Origin of the sequence: Streptomyces sp. T12, from assembly GCF_028736035.1 — a bacterium.
Lineage (GTDB): Bacteria > Actinomycetota > Actinomycetes > Streptomycetales > Streptomycetaceae > Streptomyces.
This window is the reverse complement of the sequence record NZ_CP117866.1, coordinates 6,172,264-6,192,985: the sequence shown is the minus strand read 5'-3', so window position 1 is coordinate 6,192,985 and position 20,722 is coordinate 6,172,264. Positions and strand designations below refer to the sequence as shown.

General features: G+C 70.5%; 22 protein-coding genes. 13 read left to right on the top strand and 9 right to left on the bottom strand.

Features of this window, described 5'->3' with window-relative positions:
- Window positions 1-40 precede the first annotated feature (40 nt).
- Window positions 41-631 carry a TIGR03086 family metal-binding protein gene (locus tag PBV52_RS27955; RefSeq protein ID WP_274241950.1) on the bottom strand — a complete coding sequence of 197 codons (591 nt, stop codon included), beginning with the start codon at window positions 629-631 and terminating at the stop codon, window positions 41-43.
- 79 nt (window positions 632-710) lie between these two features.
- Between PBV52_RS27955 and PBV52_RS27950 the strand changes: the two genes are divergently transcribed.
- Window positions 711-1,568, top strand: coding sequence for a helix-turn-helix domain-containing protein (locus tag PBV52_RS27950; RefSeq protein ID WP_274241949.1), 858 nt, complete (start codon window positions 711-713; stop codon window positions 1,566-1,568).
- On the opposite strand, the gene PBV52_RS27945 is transcribed toward PBV52_RS27950, so the two are convergent.
- Window positions 1,558-2,448 (bottom strand): NADP-dependent oxidoreductase, encoded by an 891-nt coding sequence (locus PBV52_RS27945; RefSeq protein ID WP_274241948.1) that lies wholly within the window; start codon window positions 2,446-2,448, stop codon window positions 1,558-1,560. The two genes, PBV52_RS27950 and PBV52_RS27945, sit on opposite strands and share 11 nt — an antisense overlap.
- A 133-nt stretch (window positions 2,449-2,581) precedes the next feature.
- Here PBV52_RS27945 and PBV52_RS27940 point away from each other — a divergent pair, with 133 nt between their 5' ends.
- A complete protein-coding gene (locus PBV52_RS27940) occupies window positions 2,582-2,989 on the top strand; it encodes a helix-turn-helix domain-containing protein (protein ID WP_274241947.1) in 408 nt (135 codons plus the stop codon).
- A gap of 22 nt (window positions 2,990-3,011) precedes the next feature.
- On the opposite strand, the gene PBV52_RS27935 is transcribed toward PBV52_RS27940, so the two are convergent.
- A complete protein-coding gene (locus PBV52_RS27935; protein WP_274241945.1) occupies window positions 3,012-3,515 on the bottom strand; it encodes a hypothetical protein in 504 nt (167 codons plus the stop codon).
- Between the two features lie 90 nt (window positions 3,516-3,605).
- Between PBV52_RS27935 and PBV52_RS27930 the strand changes: the two genes are divergently transcribed.
- Window positions 3,606-3,941, top strand: a complete 336-nt coding sequence (locus PBV52_RS27930) for a YnfA family protein (RefSeq protein WP_274241944.1) — start codon at window positions 3,606-3,608, stop codon at window positions 3,939-3,941.
- Window positions 3,942-3,961: 20 nt separating this feature from the next.
- Here the strand turns inward: PBV52_RS27930 and PBV52_RS27925 are convergent, their stop codons facing one another.
- Window positions 3,962-4,390, bottom strand: a complete 429-nt coding sequence (locus tag PBV52_RS27925) for an ester cyclase (protein WP_274241943.1) — start codon at window positions 4,388-4,390, stop codon at window positions 3,962-3,964.
- Window positions 4,391-4,539: 149 nt separating this feature from the next.
- Between PBV52_RS27925 and PBV52_RS27920 the strand changes: the two genes are divergently transcribed.
- The 3 genes from PBV52_RS27920 to PBV52_RS27910 are packed head-to-tail and all read left to right on the top strand — an operon-like array spanning window position 4,540 to window position 6,271.
- Complete coding sequence (locus PBV52_RS27920) at window positions 4,540-5,316, top strand: SDR family NAD(P)-dependent oxidoreductase (protein WP_274241942.1); 777 nt, start codon at window positions 4,540-4,542, stop codon at window positions 5,314-5,316.
- Entirely contained in the window at window positions 5,316-5,471 is a 156-nt protein-coding gene (locus PBV52_RS27915) for a hypothetical protein (protein ID WP_274241941.1), read from the top strand. The genes PBV52_RS27920 and PBV52_RS27915 overlap by 1 nt, the downstream gene beginning before the upstream one ends.
- A 44-nt stretch (window positions 5,472-5,515) precedes the next feature.
- Window positions 5,516-6,271: a tyrosine-protein phosphatase gene (locus tag PBV52_RS27910; protein WP_274241939.1), complete on the top strand. Its 756-nt coding sequence runs from the start codon at window positions 5,516-5,518 to the stop codon at window positions 6,269-6,271.
- 55 nt (window positions 6,272-6,326) lie between these two features.
- Here the strand turns inward: PBV52_RS27910 and PBV52_RS27905 are convergent, their stop codons facing one another.
- Window positions 6,327-7,520, bottom strand: a complete 1,194-nt coding sequence (locus PBV52_RS27905; RefSeq protein WP_274241938.1) for an RtcB family protein — start codon at window positions 7,518-7,520, stop codon at window positions 6,327-6,329.
- 215 nt (window positions 7,521-7,735) lie between these two features.
- Here PBV52_RS27905 and PBV52_RS27900 point away from each other — a divergent pair, with 215 nt between their 5' ends.
- From PBV52_RS27900 to PBV52_RS27890, 3 genes are all read left to right on the top strand, one after another.
- The gene (locus PBV52_RS27900) at window positions 7,736-8,614 is read left to right on the top strand and encodes a DUF3558 domain-containing protein (RefSeq protein WP_274241937.1); all 879 of its coding nucleotides are present in this window, start codon (window positions 7,736-7,738) and stop codon (window positions 8,612-8,614) included.
- 137 nt (window positions 8,615-8,751) lie between these two features.
- Window positions 8,752-9,651 (top strand): DUF3558 family protein, encoded by a 900-nt coding sequence (locus PBV52_RS27895; RefSeq protein ID WP_274241936.1) that lies wholly within the window; start codon window positions 8,752-8,754, stop codon window positions 9,649-9,651.
- A gap of 166 nt (window positions 9,652-9,817) precedes the next feature.
- On the top strand, window positions 9,818-11,155 hold the full coding sequence (locus PBV52_RS27890) for a DUF2637 domain-containing protein (protein ID WP_274241935.1): 1,338 nt from the start codon (window positions 9,818-9,820) through the stop codon (window positions 11,153-11,155).
- A gap of 79 nt (window positions 11,156-11,234) precedes the next feature.
- Here the strand turns inward: PBV52_RS27890 and lysS are convergent, their stop codons facing one another.
- Window positions 11,235-12,977, bottom strand: a complete 1,743-nt coding sequence (gene lysS / locus PBV52_RS27885) for a lysine--tRNA ligase (RefSeq protein WP_274249628.1) — start codon at window positions 12,975-12,977, stop codon at window positions 11,235-11,237.
- Between the two features lie 144 nt (window positions 12,978-13,121).
- Here lysS and argS point away from each other — a divergent pair, with 144 nt between their 5' ends.
- A complete protein-coding gene (gene argS / locus PBV52_RS27880) occupies window positions 13,122-14,876 on the top strand; it encodes an arginine--tRNA ligase (RefSeq protein ID WP_274249626.1) in 1,755 nt (584 codons plus the stop codon).
- 85 nt (window positions 14,877-14,961) lie between these two features.
- On the opposite strand, the gene PBV52_RS27875 is transcribed toward argS, so the two are convergent.
- Complete coding sequence (locus PBV52_RS27875; RefSeq protein ID WP_274241934.1) at window positions 14,962-15,429, bottom strand: peptidoglycan-binding domain-containing protein; 468 nt, start codon at window positions 15,427-15,429, stop codon at window positions 14,962-14,964.
- 319 nt (window positions 15,430-15,748) lie between these two features.
- Here PBV52_RS27875 and PBV52_RS27870 point away from each other — a divergent pair, with 319 nt between their 5' ends.
- From PBV52_RS27870 to PBV52_RS27860, 3 genes are read left to right on the top strand one after another with little or no spacing between them, the layout of a single operon-like run.
- The gene (locus tag PBV52_RS27870; protein ID WP_274241933.1) at window positions 15,749-16,600 is read left to right on the top strand and encodes a peptidoglycan-binding protein; all 852 of its coding nucleotides are present in this window, start codon (window positions 15,749-15,751) and stop codon (window positions 16,598-16,600) included.
- Window positions 16,597-17,532: an XRE family transcriptional regulator gene (locus tag PBV52_RS27865; protein ID WP_274241932.1), complete on the top strand. Its 936-nt coding sequence runs from the start codon at window positions 16,597-16,599 to the stop codon at window positions 17,530-17,532. The genes PBV52_RS27870 and PBV52_RS27865 overlap by 4 nt, the downstream gene beginning before the upstream one ends.
- Window positions 17,533-17,575: 43 nt before the next feature.
- Window positions 17,576-18,373, top strand: a complete 798-nt coding sequence (locus PBV52_RS27860; RefSeq protein ID WP_274241931.1) for a DUF4253 domain-containing protein — start codon at window positions 17,576-17,578, stop codon at window positions 18,371-18,373.
- Window positions 18,374-18,382: 9 nt separating this feature from the next.
- Here the strand turns inward: PBV52_RS27860 and PBV52_RS27855 are convergent, their stop codons facing one another.
- Entirely contained in the window at window positions 18,383-19,216 is an 834-nt protein-coding gene (locus tag PBV52_RS27855) for an arylamine N-acetyltransferase (RefSeq protein ID WP_274241930.1), read from the bottom strand.
- Between the two features lie 85 nt (window positions 19,217-19,301).
- On the bottom strand, window positions 19,302-20,510 hold the full coding sequence (locus PBV52_RS27850; RefSeq protein WP_274241929.1) for a PLP-dependent aminotransferase family protein: 1,209 nt from the start codon (window positions 20,508-20,510) through the stop codon (window positions 19,302-19,304).
- Window positions 20,511-20,722: the final 212 nt, after the last annotated feature.

Sequence of the window (20,722 nt, the reverse complement as noted above, 5' to 3'; positions counted from 1 at the left end):
CTATTCCCCGGGCGGATTCCGCACCGCCAGTGCGGGTTCCTCACTGCCAGTGCGGGTTCCTCCCCGTCCGCGCAAGCAGCCGCTCGAACGCCGACGCCCCCTCCGGCTCCGGCACCGGCTCCCCGAACACCCCCATCTTCCTGGCCGTCGGCGCCAGCTCGTCCACCGCGCCGGCCAGCTCCGCCACGACCGCCTCGTCGACACCGGGGTAGTCCTGGCCCGTCGCCCGCGCCAGGTCCCACACGTGCACGGTCAGATCGAGCAGCGCCATCGAGCCGACCAGCCGTGCGGGCATGTTCATCCCGCCGGTCCTGCCCTCCTCGGCGCCGGGCGCGGACCAGGCGGCCACCAGCCGGTCCGCCTCGGCCACGAGCCCCTCACGCCACTCGGGGCTCTCGGCGACCCGGTCGGGGGTCTCCCCGAAGTCCGACGCCTCCTTCACGGCCAGCCGCTGGAACTGCACGATCACCTGGAAGAGGTGATTGACCAGGGCCTTCACGTCGTACTCGGCGCAGGGAGTGGGAGCGGCGAGCGCCGCCTCGGGAATGCCCCGCACCACCGGAACCGCCCGCTCGCGCGCCATGGCCAGCAGCTCACCGACGCCGTACGTCTTCGCCTCGTTCGCATCCATGACTCGACCGTAGGAAAGCCACCCCTCGCCCTTCTTGAAGAAACGCGACGCCCGCCGAAACGCGACGTACGATCCGGCCATGGAGGCACCCCGCCACGACACCCGCGGGATCGTCGACCCGTCCGGGCTGCTGAACCGCGTACGGTTCCGCCGCCACGAGCCCGCCGAGCCGTTGCGCCGGTACGTCGAGTGGTACTGGCTGATCGACTGGGACCTGCCCGCGCCCTACGCCTCCCACATCGTCGCGCACCCGGCCGTCAACCTCACCTTCCAGTGGGACGGGGCCGACGAGACGGAAGCCCCGCCGTACGCCGAGGTCACCGGGGTCGCGCTCGGCCTGTACACCCGGAAGCTGAGCGGACGGGGCCGGGTGTGCGGGGTGAAGTTCCGGCCCGGCGGCTTCCGGCCGTACGCCCCCGAGGCGCCGGTGTCCGGGTGGACGGGCCGCGCGCTGCCCGCCCAGGAGGTGTTCCCGCAGGCGACGGGCGACGCCGCGCACGCAATCGTCACCCCCGCCGAGGACCACGCCCGGGTGGCCGCCCTCGACACCTTCCTCCACTCCCTCCCCTGCACCCCGGACCCCCAGGCCGACCTCGCCATGAGCCTCGTCCAGCACATCCGCACCGACCGCACGGTCCGCCGCGTCGGCGACTTCGCCCGGGCGGAGGGCCTGTCGGTGCGGGCGCTGCAACGGCTCTTCTCCACGTACGTCGGCGTCAGCCCCAAGTGGGTCATCCTCCGCTACCGCATCCACGAGGCCCTGGAACACGCCGGCACCCGCACCGACGTCGACTGGGCCACCCTCGCCACCGAGCTCGGCTACGCCGACCAGGCCCATCTGGTACGGGACTTCACGGCGACGGTGGGGGTGCCGCCGGCGGCGTACGCGGCGGACGCGCGGTCCGGCGGCGCCCCCGGCGACACCGCTAGGGAATGAGCACCAACCGGCCCCGCACGCCGCCCTCGTCCAGCCGCGCATGCGCCTTCGCGGCATCGTCCAGCGCGAACGTCTCGGCCACCCGTGTCGTCAGCACCCCGTCGTCCAGCAGCCGCACCAGCTCCGCCAGCTGCGCCCCGTCGGCGCTCACCTCGACCGCCCCGGTCCGTACCCCACGCACCGACGCGGGCTCCGCCTGCGGGATGACGCCGATGTACCGGCCCCCGTCCCGCACCCACTCCAGCGCCGGCTCCCCGAGCACAGCGGCGTCCAGCACGGCGTCGAAGCTCCCCGCCTCGATGGCACCGGCGGTGAAGCGGGCCGCCCCCAAGGACCGTACGAGCTCCTCGTCCGCCTCCCGGGCCAGCGCGGTGACCGATATCCCCCGGTGCGCGGCGATCTGGACGGCGTACCCGCCGACCGCGCCCGCCGCGCCCGTCACCAGCAGCGACTGACCCTGCGTCAGCTCCAGCAGACCCAGGGCCTGTTCGGCGGTCAGCGCGTTCAGCGGCAGCGTCGCCGCGTGGACGGCGTCCACCGTGGCCGGCGCCTTGGCGACGGCGTCCGTGGGGACGACCACGTACTCGGCGTGGGTGCCGAGCGGTTCGACCATGCCGTAGTCGAGCGCCACCACCTCGTCCCCGACATTCCAGGCAGCGGCCACACCCACCGCGTCCACGGTCCCGGCCACATCCCACCCGAGCCCGATCCGCTTCCCCGCACCCCCGAAGACCCCGGCCCGCACCCCCGCGTCCACGGGATTCAGCGCGGCCGCCGCGACCTTGATCCGTACCTCCCGCGCACCGGGCTCCGGCAGCTCGGTCTCCACGACCTCCACGACATCCGGCCCACCGAACGAGTTCACCACAACAGCACGCACAGCAGCTCTCCTTGGTTTGTCAGGTTCGCAAGGGTCTGGGATCCTCTCCCGCCCGTTGCAACAACCCTAGGAAGAGCTACTATCGATTCGTAAGTAGGTACCTGAGAGTGCGTATGTACCCCGGAGGTGAGCCATGGCCACCACGACGGCGGCCCAGCGCCGCGAACAGGCCCGTATCGAGTACGACGCGTTCCTCAAGAGCTGCCCCACCAACCAGCTCCTGGACCGCATCAGCGACAAGTGGGTCAGCCTCGTCGTCTCCGCCCTCGCCCCCGGCCCCCTGCGCTACAGCGACCTCGGCCGCAAGATCGCCGGCGTCAGCCCCAAGATGCTGACCCAGACGCTGCGCTCCCTGGAACGCGACGGCATCCTCACCCGCACCGTCACCCCGTCCGTCCCGGTCCGCGTCGACTACGAACTCACCCCCCTGGGCCACAACCTGGCCATGCTGCTGACCGCGGTGAAGGACTGGGCGGAGACCCACTTCGACGAGGTGCACGAGGCCCGCGAGCGCTACGACACCGAGAACCCCGACGAATAGGCCCCGGCAGGCAAAACAGGCGTCAGAAGTAGTACGTGTCCCCCGTGTCCAGCACCAGCACCCGCTGCCGCCCCCTCCCCCCGTCACCGTCCGCCGCACCACCGCTGCGCACCGTGCCGAACTCCAGCAGCACCTCCGACGGCGCACCCCGCAGCCCCACCCGCAGCTCGACCTGCTTCCCCGCCCCGACCGCCTCCAGCGCCCCGACCCGGCACATCACCGTCCGCTCCCCCGCCCGCCCACACCCCTCCGGCAGCGTCTGCCGGTCCGCCAGCGGCTCCGACCAGCGCAGCCGTACCGCCGAGGCCGGAAGGGCGCTCGGCCCGTGGTTGTGCGGCGTGAACCGTACGTGGACCTGGCCGCCGGACAGGGCGGCGGAACCGTGATAGGCGAGACCAGCCTCAGGACGTCCCACCGCCCCGGCGCCCACCGCCCCGGCATCCACGGCCGCGGCATAGGGAGCCACCCCACCGACCGCAGCCACGACGGCCGCACCGCACACCCCAGCAACCCGCATCCGCCGCATACCGCCCGCTCCTCACTCCACCGTGGTCGACGGATGTATCCCACGTGGAGCGGCCGCCAGGCGCCGTCCAACAGGTGACAAGCTGCCCGCATGCTCATCCTCCGCTCCGCCGCCCTCTTCGCCGTCGCCGCCCTCTTCGAGATCGGCGGCGCCTGGCTGGTCTGGCAGGGCGTGCGCGAGCAGCGCGGCTGGCTGTGGATCGGCCCGGGCGTCATGGCCCTCGGCGCGTACGGCTTCGTCGCCACGCTCCAGCCCGACGCCGATTTCGGCCGCATCCTCGCCGCGTACGGCGGTGTCTTCGTCGCCGGCTCCCTGGCCTGGGGCATGGTCGCGGACGGCTACCGCCCGGACCGCTGGGACGTCACGGGCGCGCTGATCTGCCTCGCGGGCATGGCGGTGATCATGTACGCGCCGCGAGGCAGCTGAAGTCGAGGGTCGGTCGAGGGTCAGGTGGGCGGCAGCAGCCCCAGCTGCCCCAGGAACTCCATCTCGTCGAAGTAGAGCCGGTAGTCGACGATGTGTCCGCTGTCGTCGACGGTGGCGAAGTCCACCCCGCGGATCCTGATCTCCTTCTGCGTCGCGGGCAGCGTCTCCCCGGTGGGCAGTTGGATCGGCCCCGTGTTCCGTCCGCTGAAGAACCCCTCGTCGATGGCCGTGTTGCCGACCTCGTACGAGTGCACGGGCTCGTATGTGCCCTCGGGAACCATCTCCGTCATCTGGCGCCAGTACGCGGCGATGTCGTCGCGCCCGTGGAGCTCGCCGCCGTCGGGAGTGACGGCGACCGCGTCCTGCGCGTAGAGCTCGGCGATGGTCTTGGGGTCCGCCGTGGTGATCGCTTCGGTCAGCCGGTCCATGACCTCACGCGCCTGTCCCATGGTCCACCTCCTGCGCTGGAGGATCACCCACCTCATTCTCCCACCGCCGCCCCGGACGGGCCGACCGCAGAGCGAGACCACGAACCGCCCGGACGCCGCGCCCGCCTATCCTGGCCGGACAGGCTTTCGACCACGCACGAGGAGCAGCCATGCCCACCGCCGCACCGTCCGCCGCCTCCCGCATCGCCGTCGTCACCGGTGCGAGCAGCGGAATCGGCGCCGCCACGGCACGACAGCTCGCCGCGGCCGGCTACCGGGTCGTCCTGACCGCCCGCCGCAAGGACCGCATCGAGGCGCTGGCCGAGGAGATCAACGCGGCCGGCCACTCGGCGACGGCCTACCAGCTGGACGTGACGGACCGCGCCGCGGTCGACGAGTTCGCGATGGCCTTCAAGACGATCGGCGTCCTCGTCAACAACGCGGGCGGCGCACTCGGCGCCGACCCGGTCGCCACCGGCGACCCCGCCGAGTGGCGCACGATGTACGAGACGAACGTCATCGGCACCCTGAACCTCACCCAGGCCCTGCTCCCGAAGCTGGAGGCGAGCGGCGACGGCACGATCGTCGTCGTCTCCTCCACGGCCGGCCACGGCACGTACGAGGGCGGCGCGGGCTACGTCGCCGCCAAGCACGGCGCCCACGTCCTCGCCGAGACCCTCCGCCTGGAGATCGTCGGCCGCCCGGTGCGGGTCATCGAGATCGCGCCCGGCATGGTCAAGACGGACGAGTTCGCCCTGACCCGCTTCGCCGGCGACGAGGAAAGGGCGGCGAAGGTCTACCAGGGCGTGGCCGACCCCCTGACGGCAGACGACGTCGCCGACACCATCACCTGGGCAGTCACCCGCCCCAGCCACGTCAACATCGACCTCCTGGTCGTCCGCCCACGCGCCCAGGCGTCCAACACGAAGGTCCACAGGGAGCTGTAATGGCCGACGGCGACAAGGAAACAGGCAAAGACCCCAAAGGCCCCAAAGAACTCCATAACGAACGCCAGATGTGGTGGTGGCTCGGCTATTTCCTCTTCGGCATCCACATCGTGGCGTTCGTCATGATCTACGCGGTGACACACGCGCCGAAGTAAAAGCACAGGTGCGAGAGGGCTGCGACCGCCTATGGTCACAGCCCGTGGACAGACACATACGCTTCGACGCACTGCACAACTTCCGCGACCTGGGCGGCTACACGACGACGGACGGCCACCGCATCCGCCCCGCCCGCCTCTACCGCACGGACTCCCTGGGCAAGCTGACGGAAGACACCCCGGACTGGTCCCGCTTCCTCTCCCTGGGCATCCGCACGGTGATCGACCTGCGCTACCCGTGGGAGATCGAGAACAGCGGCCGCATCCCGGACCACCCGTCGTTCACGTACCACAACCTCAGCATCGAGCACCGCCCGTACAACCAGGCGGCCCTGACCGCCGACGTGGCCCCCGGCCCCTACCTCGCCGAGCGCTACCTGGAGGTGGCCCAGGACGGCACGGCGGAGATCCGCAGCACGCTGGAGCTCGTGGCGAAAGCAGCGGAGTCGGACACTCCCCTGGTCTTCCACTGCGCGAAGGGCAAGGACCGCACGGGCCTGCTGGCGGCACTGATCCTGGGCCTCCTGGGCGTCCCCGACGAGACCATCATCGAGGACTTCACCCTCACAGAACTGGCGGCTCCCGCCTTCCTGGCCGAATGGAAGGCCCTCAACAACGGCCCTACGCCCACCTGGCCGGGCTTCAACAGGACGCCGCCGGAAGTGATGAGCCTGTTCCTGTCGTCCCTGACGACCGAGTACGGCGGAATCGAGGGCTACGTCTCCGACGCCCTGTCCCTGAACCCCGGAGCACTCTCAACGACCCTGCGCAGCACGCTCCTTGAGAAGCTGCCCGAGTAGACATGAGCGAGTAGACATGAGGGAGGCCCCCGGTCTTCACCGGGGGCCTCCAGCGTCAGCCCTTCACACAGACGACCTGCTTCAGCTTCGCCACGACCTCCACGAGGTCCCGCTGCTGATCGATGACCTGCTCGATCGGCTTGTACGCACCCGGGATCTCGTCCACGACACCGGAGTCCTTACGGCACTCCACGCCTCGCGTCTGCTCCTCCAGGTCCTTCGTCGAGAATCGCCGCTTGGCCGCGTTACGGCTCATGCGCCGACCCGCGCCGTGCGAGGCCGAGTTGAAGGACTTCGCGTTCCCGAGGCCCTTCACGATGTACGAACCCGTGCCCATCGAGCCCGGGATGATCCCGTACTCGCCGGAGCCGGCCCGGATCGCGCCCTTGCGGGTCACGAGCAGGTCCATGCCGTCGTAGCGCTCCTCGGCCACGTAGTTGTGGTGGGCGCTGATCTCGGGCTCGAAGGTCGGCTTCGCCTTCTTGAACTCCTTGCGGATCACGTCCTTCAGGAGCGCCATCATGATCGTGCGGTTGTACTTGGCGTACTCCTGCGCCCAGAACAGGTCGTTCCGGTACGCCGCCATCTGCGGGGTGTCCGCCACGAAGACGGCGAGGTCACGGTCGACCAGGCCCTGGTTGTGCGGGAGCTTCTGGGCCACGCCGATGTGGTGCTCGGCGAGTTCCTTGCCGATGTTCCGGGAGCCGGAATGCAGCATCAGCCAGACAGAACCGTCCGTATCTGTGCAAACTTCGACAAAGTGGTTGCCCCCGCCGAGGGTTCCCATCTGCTTCCCGGCTCGCTCCTCACGGAACTTCACCGCATCGGCAACCCCCTCGAACCGCCCCCAGAAGTCATCCCACCCTGCCGTGGCGAACCCATGCAGCCGCCCCGGGTCAACGGGATCGTCATGCATCCCCCGCCCCACCGGAATCGCCTGCTCGATCTTCGACCGCAACCGCGACAGATCCCCCGGCAGATCATTGGCCGTCAACGACGTCTTCACCGCCGACATCCCGCACCCGATGTCCACCCCCACCGCCGCAGGACACACAGCCCCCCGCATCGCGATGACGGACCCGACGGTCGCACCCTTCCCGTAGTGGACGTCCGGCATGACCGCCAGCCCCTTGATCCACGGCAGCGTCGCGACGTTGCGCAGCTGCTGCAGCGCCACGTCCTCGACCGTCGCCGGGTCGGTCCACATGCGGATGGGAACCTTCGCGCCCGGCATCTCCACGTACGACATATCGTCCTCTATCCCCCGGAATGAAAATACAAGTCTGAAATCGCAAAACCGGCGCCAAGGTCGCTGAAATGGGACAGCGGACCGGCGTCCACGGCGGTGCGTGCGATACACATTGTCTCCAGGGAGCGCCCCCGCGCGGCAAGCGAATAACCAGCGGGGACGCTGCAAGACCGGCAACGGACCGACCACACAGCACCGTCGAGAGGAGCCTGACCGTGCAGCGGAAGGCGTACGTATCCGGCGTCGCCGCGCTCCTCGCGGCGTTGTTGGCCGGCTGCACCGGCAGCTCCGACAGCGGCGGCACGACCGACGACGCCAACCCCGGCGACTCGGGTACGGCGACCGCGGTGGCCGAGCCCGGCCGGTACCGCACGCTCCCCGACCCCTGTGACGTGGTCGGTGAGGAGACCCTCGACTCGCTCCTGCCCGGCGTGCAGGAGCTCACGGACGAGGAGCAGCGCGAGAAGGCGTACGAGGGCACGCCGACGCTCACCTTCGACACCGACCGCAAGGTGGGCTGCCGTTGGAAGGTCGAGTCGGCCGAGGCCACCGATCATCTCTTCGTCGACTTCGAGCGTGTGGTGTCGTACGACGGCGCGGTCAGCGACGACACCGAGGCGCAGGAGCTCTTCGCGACCCAGCAGGAGGCGGCCGACCTTCCCGAGCCGACGAGTTCCGAGACCGGCGGCGGCGACGAGGGCACGTCCACCACCGAACCGAGCGGCTCGCCCTCCCCCTCCTCTTCGCCCTCGACCTCGGCGTCCGGGTCCGCGTCCGGGTCCGGGTCCGCCTCGTCCTCCGCCTCCCCCTCCGGCTCCGGCTCCGGCTCCACGGACGGGACGATCCCCGAGGAGCTCCAGCCCCGCGTCCTTGAGGACCTCGGCGACGAGGCCTTCCTCGACGACGAGCTCAGCAGCTCCGGATCGACGGCTCAGCAGCGCACGGTGACTGTGGTGTTCCGCACGTCCAACGTGATCGTGAGGATCGAGTACGAGGAGCAGCCGACGACGGTCGGCACGGTCCCGGACAGCGAGGAAATGCAGGACAGGGCCCAGAAACTGGCGGCGCGGCTCGCGGACGCACTGTCGGAGTGACGCCCCTCGGTCACCCCCGTACGCCCGCGTGCGACGTAACCGAAACGAGACCACACACCTTCTTCACCGCGTACCGTGGCCCCTCGGACCCGATCCGACCGCAGGAACCACGAGTGTCAGTCATGAGTGAAGGAACCATGCAGCGAGCAGCAGAGCGAGAGCAGCGTGACCGGCGTGACCAGCGTGAGCAGCGGGTGAAGGGCCTTCACCGATTCCTTGTCTGCGCGGCGGCCGTGCCCGTGATGCTGATCGCCACGGGCTGTTCCTCGGACTCCGGTTCGGACGACGGAGCCGGGGACGGTGCGAAGACCTCGCCGTCGGCGTCCGCGTCCGTGAGTCCGTCGCCGACGGTGCAGGCGGCCGCGTACAAGGCGCTTCCGCAGCCGTGCAAGGTGCTGGCGAAGAAGACGCTGGAGGACCTTGTCCCGAAGGCCAAGTCCGGCAAGGAGGGCTCGTCGGACGACGCGTCGACGCGCGGCTCCTGCTCCTGGAGCAGCCTCGACAACAACGGCGTGAAGGGCTCGCAGTTCCGCTGGCTCAACGTCTCCCTGCTGCGCTTCGACTCGGACGTCACGCGCGGGTCGGGCGACAAGCTGGCGCAGGAGTACTACGAGACGCAGGTGCAGGACGCCCGTTCGGTGTCCGGCGCGAAGAACGTGAAGTCGGAGCCGGTCTCCGGGGTGGGCGATGAGGCGACGGCGGTGCGCTACGACCTGAAGAAGAAGGAGGGTTCCTTCAAGCAGGAGACGGTCGTGGCCCGGGTCGAGAACGTCGTCGTGATGCTCGACTACAACGGCGCCGGTCTGGCCGGTGAGAAGACCCCGAGCTCGGACACCCTGAACAAGCTCGCGCAGAAGGCGGCCAAGGAGGCGGTGGCCGCGGTGACGAAGGCGAACACCAGCGGCAGCGGCAGCGCGGGCACGCCGAGCAGCACCCCCTCGAAGTCGGCCTCGAAGACTCCGTCGAAGTCTCCCTCGGCCAGCGCCTCGAAGGCGGCGTCCAGCTCCCCGTCCCAGTCAGCGTCGAAGAAGAGCTGACTGTCACACCTGCCCCACCGCTGCGTCACAACGCGCAGCTCAGCCCCGTCTGTTGCAGGAGCCCGGCCCCCTCCAGGGACCGGGCTCCTGTCGTACGTGAATCCGTACGCCGCACGGATGTGCCACTCTGTTGCGCGCAACAACATGCACTGGGAGGGGAGTACGAGTGGCCGCGCCACTGCAGCTGACTCGGATGCACCGCATTCTCATCGGTGTGGTCGTGTTCGGCGCTGTGATCATCGCCGGCATCGGCTTCGCCGGTTCCTACGCGGCCGTCCGCGAGCTGGCCATCAAAAAGGGCTTCGGGAACTTCAGTTACGTCTTCCCGATCGGCATCGACGCGGGCATCTGTGTCCTGCTCGCCCTCGACCTTCTCCTGACGTGGATCCGCATCCCGTTCCCGCTCCTGCGTCAGACGGCCTGGCTGCTGACGGCGGCGACGATCGCCTTCAACGGCGCGGCGGCCTGGCCGGACCCGCTGGGCGTCGGCATGCACGCCGTGATCCCGATCCTGTTCGTGGTGGCGGTGGAGGCGGCCCGGCACGCGATCGGCCGCATAGCGGACATCACGGCCGACAAGCACATGGAGGGCGTACGCCTCACCCGCTGGCTGCTCTCCCCGGTCCCGACGTTCCTCCTGTGGCGCCGTATGAAGCTGTGGGAGCTCCGCTCGTACGAGCAGGTCATCAAGCTGGAGCAGGAGCGCCTGGTCTATCAGGCCCGCCTGCGTTCCCGTTTCGGCCGGGCGTGGCGGAGGAAGGCGCCGGTGGAGTCGCTGATGCCGCTGCGTCTGGCCCGGTACGGGGTCCCGCTGGCGGAGACGGCTCCGGCGGGGCTGGCGGCGGCGGGCATCGAGCCCGCTCTGCTCCCGCCGGCGCCGAAGCAGGCCCTGGGCGCGGCGCCGGTGGCGGACGTGGCGCGGGCTGTGGCTGCGCCCGTCCCCCAGCAGGCGGCACCTCAGCAGGCGGCGGCACGGCAGGCGGCACCTCAGCAGGCGGCGCCTCCCGGCGAGGAGCGCCCCGAGCTGGTCGCCGCTCCTGACCCCGAGCAGGCGGACTACGTACAGGACTGGTTCAACACGCCCCGCAACGTGGAGTACCAGGGGGGCTACAACCCCGCGTACAACCCGCAGGAACAGTACGAGCAGTGGTACCAGGAGCAGCTCCAGGCCGAGCAGTACCAGGAGCAGTACCAGGAGGAACCCCCCGTCCAGGAACCCTCCCCGGAGGAGACCGGCACCTTCCCGATCCCCGTGAACCCCAACCGCACCCGCCAGCTCGGCGAGGGCGGCGGCACGCCGGAGCCGGCGGATCCGACGGAGGAGGACTACTACCAGGTCTTCAAGAAGTCGATAGGCGGCACCGGCTACCCGACCCCGCGCGAGTTCAGCGAGAACGTCGAGGCGGAGTTCGGTACCGCGCTCCTGCCGGACGAGGCCAAGCGCATGGTCACCCGGTTCACGAACCTGTACAACGCGGAGCTGGAAGAGAACCACATCGCCTGACGTGCAGCAGGAAGACGTGCAGCAGAAAGGGGCCCTCGCCGGAGGGCCCCTTTCCCGTACCGCTTGCCGGCTTGCTCGCTTACTCGCCGAGCAGGCGCCTCACCCGCTCCTGCCCCACCGCCAGCAGCAGCGTAGGCAGTCGCGGCCCCGTGTCGCGTCCGACCAGCAGGTGGTAGAGCAGCGCGAAGAACGCCCGCTGGGCGGTCTTGATCTCGGCCGGCAGCTCCTTGGGCGTGGCGTCCGCGGAGAACCCGGCCTGGACCTTGGGCACGCCGTAGACGAGGTGGGTCAGCCCGTCCAGTGACCAGTGCGACTCCAGCCCGTCGAGAAGGAGCCGCAGCGACTGCTGGGACGCCTCGTCGAGGGACTTCAGCAGCTCGACGTCGGGCTCGTCGCGCACGATGGTCCGCTGGTCGGCGGGCACCTGCGTGTTGATCCACGCCTCGGCCTTGTCGTACCGGGGGCGGGCCTCGTCCAGCGAGCCCAGCGGGTTCTCCGGGTCCAGCTCGGAGAGGATCCGCAGCGCCTGGTCCTGGTGCCCGGCGGTGATGTCGGCGACGGAGGCGAGGGTCCGGTACGGCAGCGGCCGCACGGTCCTCGGCAGCTCACCGCCTGCCGTGCGCACCGCGCGGGAGTGCGCGGCGACGTCGGCCGGAAGGGCGGACCCGTCGGCGACCTTCGCGTCCAGCTTGTCCCACTCGTCGTAGAGCCGCTGGATCTCCTGGTCGAAGGCGATCTTGAAGGACTGGTTGGGCCGGCGCCGGGCGTACAGCCAGCGCAGCAGCTGCGGCTCCATGATCTTCAGCGCGTCGGCGGGCGTGGGCACGCCACCGCGCGAGGACGACATCTTCGCCATCCCCGAGATCCCCACGAAGGCGTACATGGGCCCGATGGGCTGCTTGCCGCCGAAGATCCCGACGATCTGGCCGCCCACCTGGAAGCTCGACCCCGGCGACGAGTGGTCGACGCCGCTGGGCTCGAAGACGACGCCCTCGTACGCCCACCGCATGGGCCAGTCGACCTTCCAGACCAGCTTGCCGCGGTTGAACTCGTTCAGCCGGACGGTCTCGGCGAAGCCGCACTCGTTGCAGGTGTACGACAGCTCGGTGGTGTCGTCGATGTACGAGGTGACGGTGGTGAGGTCCTTCTCGCAGTTGCCGCAGTAGGGCTTGTACGGGAAGTACCCGGCGGAGCCGGAGCTGCCGTCGTCCTCGCTCGCGGCGCCGGAGCCCTCGGCGGCCTCCAGCTCGGCCTCGTCGACGGGCTTCTGCGACTTCTTGGCGCCGCCCTTGGGCTTGGTGCGGTACTGGGCGAGGACGGCGTCGATGTCGCCGCGGTGCTTCATGGCGTGCAGGATCTGCTCGCGGTACACGCCGGAGGTGTACTGCGCGGTCTGGCTGATCCCGTCGAACTCCACACCCAGTTCGGCGAGCGCCTCGGTCATCGCCGCCTTGAAGTGCTCGGCCCAGTTCGGGTACGCCGAGCCCTTGGGCGCCGGGACGGAGGTCAGCGGCTTGCCGATGTGCTCGGACCACGACTCGTCGACCCCGGCGATCCCGGCCGGCACCTTGCGGTACCGGTCGTAGTCGTCCCAGGAGATCAGGTGCCGGACCTGGTGTCCGCGGCGCCGGATCTCGTCGGCGACGAGGTGCGGGGTCATGACCTCGCGCAGGTTGCCGAGGTGGATGGGTCCGGAGGGGGAGAGTCCGGACGCGACGACGACCGGTTTGCCCGGGGCCCGACGCTCCGACTCCTCGATGACCTCATCCGCGAAACGGGAGACCCAGTCGGTGGTCTCGGTGCTCTGAGCCACGATCGGCACGTCCTTCTTTCTCCAGGGCAGCCGTACGGTCAACGGCTGGCGTCCCATTCTCCCAGACGGCATCGCGCCCGGGAAAACCGCTTTACCCCCCATGGGATACTGAGCGTGTCTATCGATTCCCACGAGGAGAACGGCACCCATCCCATGACCTCGGTCACGTCGCTCACCGATCAAGTCCAGCAGCGTCTCGCGAACGCCCTGTCGGCCACCCGGCCGGAGGCCGACGCCGACCCGCTGCTGCGACGTAGCGACCGGGCCGATTTCCAGGCCAACGGGATCCTGGCCCTCGCCAAGAAGGCCAAGTCGAACCCGCGGGAGCTGGCGACGCAGGTCGTCGGCAACATCGTCACCGGTGACGTGATCAAGGACGTCGAGGTCTCCGGCCCCGGCTTCCTCAACATCACGATCGCCGACAAGGCGATCACCGAGAACCTCGCCGCGCGGCACGCGGACGGCGAGCGCCTCGGCGTGCCGCTGAAGGAGAACCCGGGCATCACGGTCGTCGACTACGCCCAGCCGAACGTGGCGAAGGAGATGCACGTCGGCCACCTGCGGTCGGCGGTCATCGGCGACGCCCTGCGCTCCATGCTCGACTTCACCGGCGAGAAGACGATCGGCCGGCACCACATCGGCGACTGGGGCACCCAGTTCGGCATGCTCATCCAGCACCTGTTCGAGAACCCCGGCGAGCTGGCCCCCGCGGCCGACGTCGACGGCGAGCAGGCGATGAGCAACCTGAACCGGGTGTACAAGGCCTCGCGTGCGGTCTTCGACTCGGACGAGGAGTTCAAGGAGCGGGCCCGCAAGCGGGTCGTCGCCCTGCAGTCCGGTGACAAGGAGACGCTCGAGCTGTGGCAGCAGTTCGTGGACGAGTCGAAGGTCTACTTCTACTCGGTCTTCGAGAAGCTGGACATGGAGATCCGCGACGAGGAGATCGTCGGCGAGTCCGCGTACAACGAGGGCATGCCCGAGACCGCCCGCCTCCTGGAGGAGATGGGCGTCGCGGTGCGCTCCGACGGCGCGCTCGTGGTGTTCTTCGACGAGATCCGCGGCAAGGACGACCAGCCGGTCCCGCTGATCGTGCAGAAGGCCGACGGCGGCTTCGGCTACGCGGCCTCCGACCTGACCGCGATCCGCAACCGCGTCGTCGACCTGCACGCGACGACGCTGCTGTACGTCGTGGACGTACGCCAGTCGCTGCACTTCAAGATGGTCTTCGAGACGGCCCGCCGGGCGGGCTGGCTCGGCGACGAGGTCACGGCGCACAACATGGGCTACGGCACGGTGCTCGGCGCGGACGGCAAGCCGTTCAAGACGCGTGAGGGCGAGACCGTACGACTGGAGGATCTGCTGGACGAGGCGGTGCAGCGGGCCGCCGAGGTCGTACGGGAGAAGGCGCAGGACCTCACCGAGGACGAGATCCAGGAGCGGGCCACGCAGGTCGGCATCGGTGCCGTGAAGTACGCGGACCTGTCGACGTCGCCGAGCCGGGACTACAAGTTCGACCTGGACCAGATGGTCTCGCTGAACGGCGACACGTCCGTCTACCTGCAGTACGCGTACGCCCGGATCCAGTCGATCCTGCGCAAGGCGGGCGAGACGCAGCCGGCCGCGCACCCGGAGCTCGAACTCGCCCCGGCGGAGCGGGCGCTCGGTCTGCACCTGGACGCGTTCGGCGACACGGTCTTCGAGGCGGCCGCGGAGTACGCCCCGCACAAGCTGGCGGCGTACCTGTACCAGCTGGCGTCGCTGTACACGTCGTTCTACGACAAGTGCCCGGTGCTGAAGGCCGAGTCGCCGCAACAGGTGGAGAACCGCCTGTTCCTGTGCGACCTGACGGCCCGGACGCTCCACCAGGGCATGGCCCTGCTGGGCATCCGGACGCCCGAGCGGCTCTGAGCGCCTGAAGACACGCACGCGGCCCGTCCTCTCCCCCGCAGGGAGGACGGGCCGCGGTCTTCGACTCACCGGGCGACGATCCGGATCAGCAGGGGTAGAAGACGCTCATCTCGTTGGCGAACCGCTTGAAGGCGCTCTTGGTGCCCGATCCGGCGATCCCGTCGATGTCGCCGTTGTAGTCCCAGCCGTGTGCCAGCATGCGCTGGAGCGCCATGATGGTGTTGGGTCCGACGATTCCGTCGATGCTGTCGTTGTAGCGCCAGTACTCCTTGAGCCAGCGCTGCATCGCCTTCCAGCTCTCGGTGCCCAGCAGTCCGTCGATGGCACCGGTGTAGCGCGCGGGGGCCGTCCTGAGGAAACACTGGGTGTTCTTGGCCTGCTGGCTGCTCAGGCCGAGGTTGTTCACCGCGAGGACGGAGATGTCCTGGGCGCTCACCGCCGGCTTCGTGGTCTGTGCGGTGTCCGCGAAGGCGGTGCCCGCACCCGCCAGGCTTCCGGCGGCGATTCCGACGGCCGCGGTGACGCTGACGACTGTCCTCGTCAGAGCTCGCATACTTTCCCCTCCGATGCGTGCGATGGTTGAACCGACCGTGGCGACCGGCTCGGCAACGAGAGTGCGGTGCGGGCGGCGGCACCTGCCACTATTGCCTCGGAAGTGACGTCATCGCGGGACGTCCCATCCGCTGACCTGCATGAAAACCGTCCGCCGGGACGTTGCGGCGGGACGCCTGCGGCGGCCGGTGGCTGATTCCGTACCGGTGCGGGAACCGGCTTCCGGTACGGGCCGTGGATGCTGATGCAGAATGCGACGGGGCTCGGGGGACGCCGACCACGGACTGCGGGCCCGGACCGTGAACGCGAGTGGGGGGAACATGTCGCGTTGGGCAGTGCTGCCCGCGGAACTGGATCCGCGCGTGCGGCAGTTGGTGGTGCGGCTGCGCCGCCTGAAGGATCACAGCGGGCTGAGCCTGCGGCAGCTCGCGGCGAGGACGGGGTACAGCCCGAAGTCGTGGGAACGGTATCTGGGCGGCAGGTCGCTGCCGCCCCGGGAGGCCGTCGAGGCGCTGGCCCGGGTGGTGGGTGAGGATCCGACGCGCTTACTGGCGTTGCACGAGGTCGCCACGGAGGTGTGGGGGAACAGGCGCGCCGACACCGTCACGGCAAAGGCGCCCGCACCGCACGCGGCGACGGCAGAGCCGGAGATCCTCTCCGCCGAGGCCACCGAGGCCACCGAGGCCACCGAGGCCGCTGAAGCCACCGCGAGACGGTCGCCCGGCCGGTCCCTGCGCGTCGCGCTGGTGTCGGGGGCCGTGGCGCTGGTGCTGGCCGTCTCCACGGCCGTCTTCCTCGTCGTACGACTGGCCCGCGGCGAGCAGGAACGACCGACGGCTCCCCTCGCCGCGACCGCCGCGTCGGCAGCCGCGTCGGCCTCGCAGTCGGCCTCGCAGTCGGCACCCGCGTACACCTGCCGCGTCGAGCGGATCGACGGCCGCTGGTACGCGGGCAACAGCCGCACTCAGGACGCCATCCTGGCGAACGGCCACGCCGGGCCGGAGGTGGCCGAGGCGCAGTGTCTGCTGCGCAGGGCGGGCATCTCGCCGGGCGGCATCGACGGGATCTTCGGTCCGGTGACGGAGCGCGCGGTCAAGCAGGTGCAGAAGCGGGCGGGGCTGGTCGTGGACGGCATCGTCGGGCCGCACACCTGGAAGGCCCTACGGGGATGACGGCGCCGTCGCCGGAACGGACCCGACTGTCCGCCGCCCTGCGGGAGTTGAAGGCACGCACCGGCCTGAGCCTGGCCGGCCTCGCGGCGAAGACCGCGTTCAGCAAGTCGTCCTGGGACCGCTACCTCAACGGCAGGACGCTGCCACCGCGCGACGCGGTGCAGGAGCTGTGCCGCCTCGCCGGCGAGCCGGAGGGGCGCTGTCTGGCCCTGTGGGAGATCGCGGAGTCGGAGGGGAGCGGACGGTGCGGGCCGGCGGCGCCGGGGCCGCGATCTTCATCGCCGACCGCGTCCCTGGTGACGGTGTCGTCCTCGCCGCCACGTCCGACCGCGGCTGCGGCTCCGACGCCCATCTCGGCCCGGACACCGACAGCGGCTCCGGGTCCGGCTCCGGTGCCTCAGGAGGCCACGCACACCGGGAGTGCCGCGGTCGTGGCGGTGCTCGCCTCGGTCTGTGCCCTGGCCGTCGGAGGTGTGGCGGCGGTGGCCCTCCTGCTGCCGCACCGGGACGGCGAGCCGCGGTCGTCGCTGACCCCGGCCCCGGCCCCGTCCGCGACCGGGCCGCGCTGCCAGGGCGCGGGCTGCGAGGGCAAGAGCCCGATGCAGATGCAGTGCGCCGCCGAGCCGGCCACCCTCGCCGCGCACCGCACCGCCGGCGGCGCCTGGATGGAACTGCGCTACAGCGTGGAGTGCGGGACGAGTTGGGCCCGGATGTGGGGGACGCGCGTCGGCGACCGGATCGAGATGACGGCGGGTGGTCGTGACGGCCGTGCGGGTGTCGCCCGCAGCGCCGAGGTCCAGAACACCATCGACGCGGACTCCTACGTCTACACCCCCATGACCGCGGCTCATCCCGGAACCGTCGTCCGGGCCTGTTTCCGACCGGCGGCGGGCGGCGAGGGGGACTGCTTCGAGGCCCGTGTGGCCAAGTGAGGGCGCTGCTCATTGTCAGTGCCGCCGCCTACAGTTCACCGACATGGCGACACTTCCGAACCCTCTGCCGAGGCTCGCGTCCCTCGGTCTGCACCTCCCGCCCGGCACCCTGGTCGACGCGACTGACGACGGGCCGTGGCACGAGCCGCTGCTGTGGCTGGCGGACGGCCCGGCGGCTCCTGGCGACTGGGCCGCGCTCCGGCGGACGGCACCGGCCCTCGGTCTGCTCCCGGTCGTCCTCGACGTCGGCGCCGGGCACGGCGGGCCGGAGCTGTGGGAGTTGATGCCCGCCGAGATGTCGTACCCCGGGGATCATGACGCGGAGGAGGTGCTGGAGGAGTTCTGGGACGAGTACGCGGAGGAGGACGTGGACTGGCCCGGTCTGGCCGACACCGAGCGCACCGACTCCGCCCCTGGCCCCGAAGTCCCCGCCACGGACCCCGAATCCGTTGCCTCCGACGTCGTCGACTCCCTCCTCGACGGCAGTGGCCCCCTCAAGGACCCCCGTCTCGCCCTCGTCCCGGCCCGCCGCAGCGCGGACATCCCCACGGCGATCGGCTGGATGGGTCCGGCGAACCACGAGAACGACACCGGCCGTCTGTCCGCGGTGCTCCGCTCCTGGGAGGACCGGTTCGGCATACGGACCGTCGCCCTCGGCTTCGACACCCTGCTGGTGTCCGTCGCCGCACCGCCCACCACCCTCGCCGAGGCGGAGGCCCTGGCCGCCGAGCACTTCGCGTTCTGCCCGGACAACATCTGGCAGGGCAGCGACACGACCCTCCGCGCCTACGCCGAGAACCAGATCCTGGGGCAGCCTGCCTGGCACTTCTGGTGGGACTGACCGAGTCCCTCACTGCGGCAGCAGCCGCATTCCTTCCGGCACGTCGATCCCGAACTCCTCCTCCAGCAGCCGCCGCGCCTCCGCCTCCTCGGTCACCTCGCGCTCGACGGCCGTCCCGTCCACGCGCGTGTCCGTCAGGAGACGGCCGTTGAGGAGGAGGTGGCGTTCGGCCGTGACGCTCTGGACGTAGACGCGCTGGGTGAAGGGCGAGCGCGGGTTGGTCCCGATGTGCCAGTTGATGACCTCGAAGTCGGGCTTCTCGAACGGCTCCAGGGTGAACGCGTACTGGTCGGCCCAGTCGTCCTTCGCCCGGTCGTGGGCCTGGAGCAGCCACAGCTCAAGCGGCCCGTCGTGCGGCGCGTGGGCGAGCCGGTGCCGGCGCTCCGCGTCCCGGAACTCGACACCGGCCGTCAGCGGCACCGGCTCCAGCAGGGCGCCGATCGCGCCGAAGCCGACGTCCGCGAGATACGGCTGCGGATCGCCGGGGGCCTCGACGAGCAGCGCCATGTGGGTGCGTGGGCGGCTCTCGATGCGGTCCGCGCCCACGACGACCCGCGCGGCCAGTCGCGTCACCGTGAGGCCCAGCGCCTCCAGCGCGCACGCGAACAGCGTGTTGTGCTCGTAGCAGTAGCCGCCGCGCCGACTGTGCACCAGCTTGGCCATCAGGTCGGCCGGGTCGAGGGACGGAGCCGTACGCCTGAGGGCGTCCAGGTTCTCGAAGGGAATGGCCCGCATGTGCGCCAGGTGCACTCCCCGCAGCGTCGCCGCGTCGGCCCGCCGCTCCCCCTCCCAACCGATCCGCCGGAGATACGCGTCGAGGTCGAACCGCATGGTGTCGGACATGGCCTCACCTTAGGAACACACGCCCTGCCCCGTCTGCCGTCCGTGGCCCGACCCGTCCTGGATCCTTGGCCCTAGGGCGTAGGGCCTATGACCGCAGCCCCCTCCCCAGCCGCTCCAGCCCCTCCCCGATCTCCTCCGGCCTCTGCGTCACGAAGCACAGCCGCAGCGTCGACCGGTCGGGCTCACCTGTGTAGAAGGGCGCGCCAGGGACGTAAGCGACATCCTGCTGCACCACCTTCGGCAACAGGGCCGTCGTGTCGTACGACTCCGGCAGGCGAGCCCAGAGGAACATGCCGCCCTCGGGACGGTTCCAGGTGGAGCCCTCCGGGAGGGCCCCGGGCAGGCCCGCCAGCATGGCGTCGCGGCGTTCGCGGTAGACGTCCCGAACGCGGGCCACATGTGCGTCGAGGCCGGTGAGGTAGCGGGCGGCGGCGAGTTGGTTGAGGGGCGGGGTGTGCAGGTCGGCGGCCTGTTTGGCGACCACGCACGCGCGCCGCAGGGCAGCGGGCGCGCGCAGCCAGCCCACCCGTATGCCCGGCGCCATCACCTTGGAGAAGGAGCCGAGCAGCGCCGTACGGTCCTCCGCGCCCGGGTACGAGGCGATCCAGGGCACCCGCTCTCCCTCGTAACGGAGTTCGCCGTACGGGTCGTCCTCGACGATCCACAGCCCGCACCGCGCGGCGACCTCCGCGACGGCCGACCTGCGCTCGGCGGGCAGGGTTCTGCCGGTCGGGTTCTGGAAGGTGGGCACGGTGTAGAAGAACTTCGGCCGCTCCCGCACGACCAACTCCTCCAGCGCCCACGCGTCCACCCCGTGCGCGTCCCCCGGCACGGCGACGACCCGCGCTCCCGCGAAGCGGAAGGCCTGAAGTGCCGCCAGGTAACAGGGGTCTTCGACGAGGACCGTGTCCCCGGGGTCCAGCAGCGCGGTGGCAAGGAGGGACAGGCCCTGCTGGGAGCCGGTGGTGATGAGCACGTCGTCGGCGTCGGTCGCGAGCCCGCGTGCCGAGATGCGGGCGGCGAGCCCGGCGCGCAGGCGGGGCTCGCCCTCCGTCGTGGCGTACTGGAGTGCCTGCGCCGGCGTCTCGGCGAGTACGTCGCGGAAGGCGGCCGCGATACCCTCCCGGTCGAACAGCTCCGGCGCCGGCAGGCCGCCCGCGAAGTTGATGACCTCGGGGCGGGCCGTGACGGCCAGGATGTCCCGCAGCGGCGAACCTCCGACCGACCGGGCCCGCGCCGCAAGCGGCGGCACGACGGCTGGGGCGTGGTGGGGCGCGGGTTGGATGACGGTCATGACACGGCTCCTTCGGCTGCCAGGACGAGGGTGACGGGTGATGGGTGACGGCTCGTGCCGTACGACGTCGGGCAGCCTAGAGAATTAGGTGTCGCCTACAACCAGCTTTTCAGGATACGGACCCCACCGCCCCGTGGACGTCGATGTCCGCGTCCGTCACATCGTCGATGTCCCGGTGAACGGTGTTGGGCGTTCTGGAGGGGATCCAACCG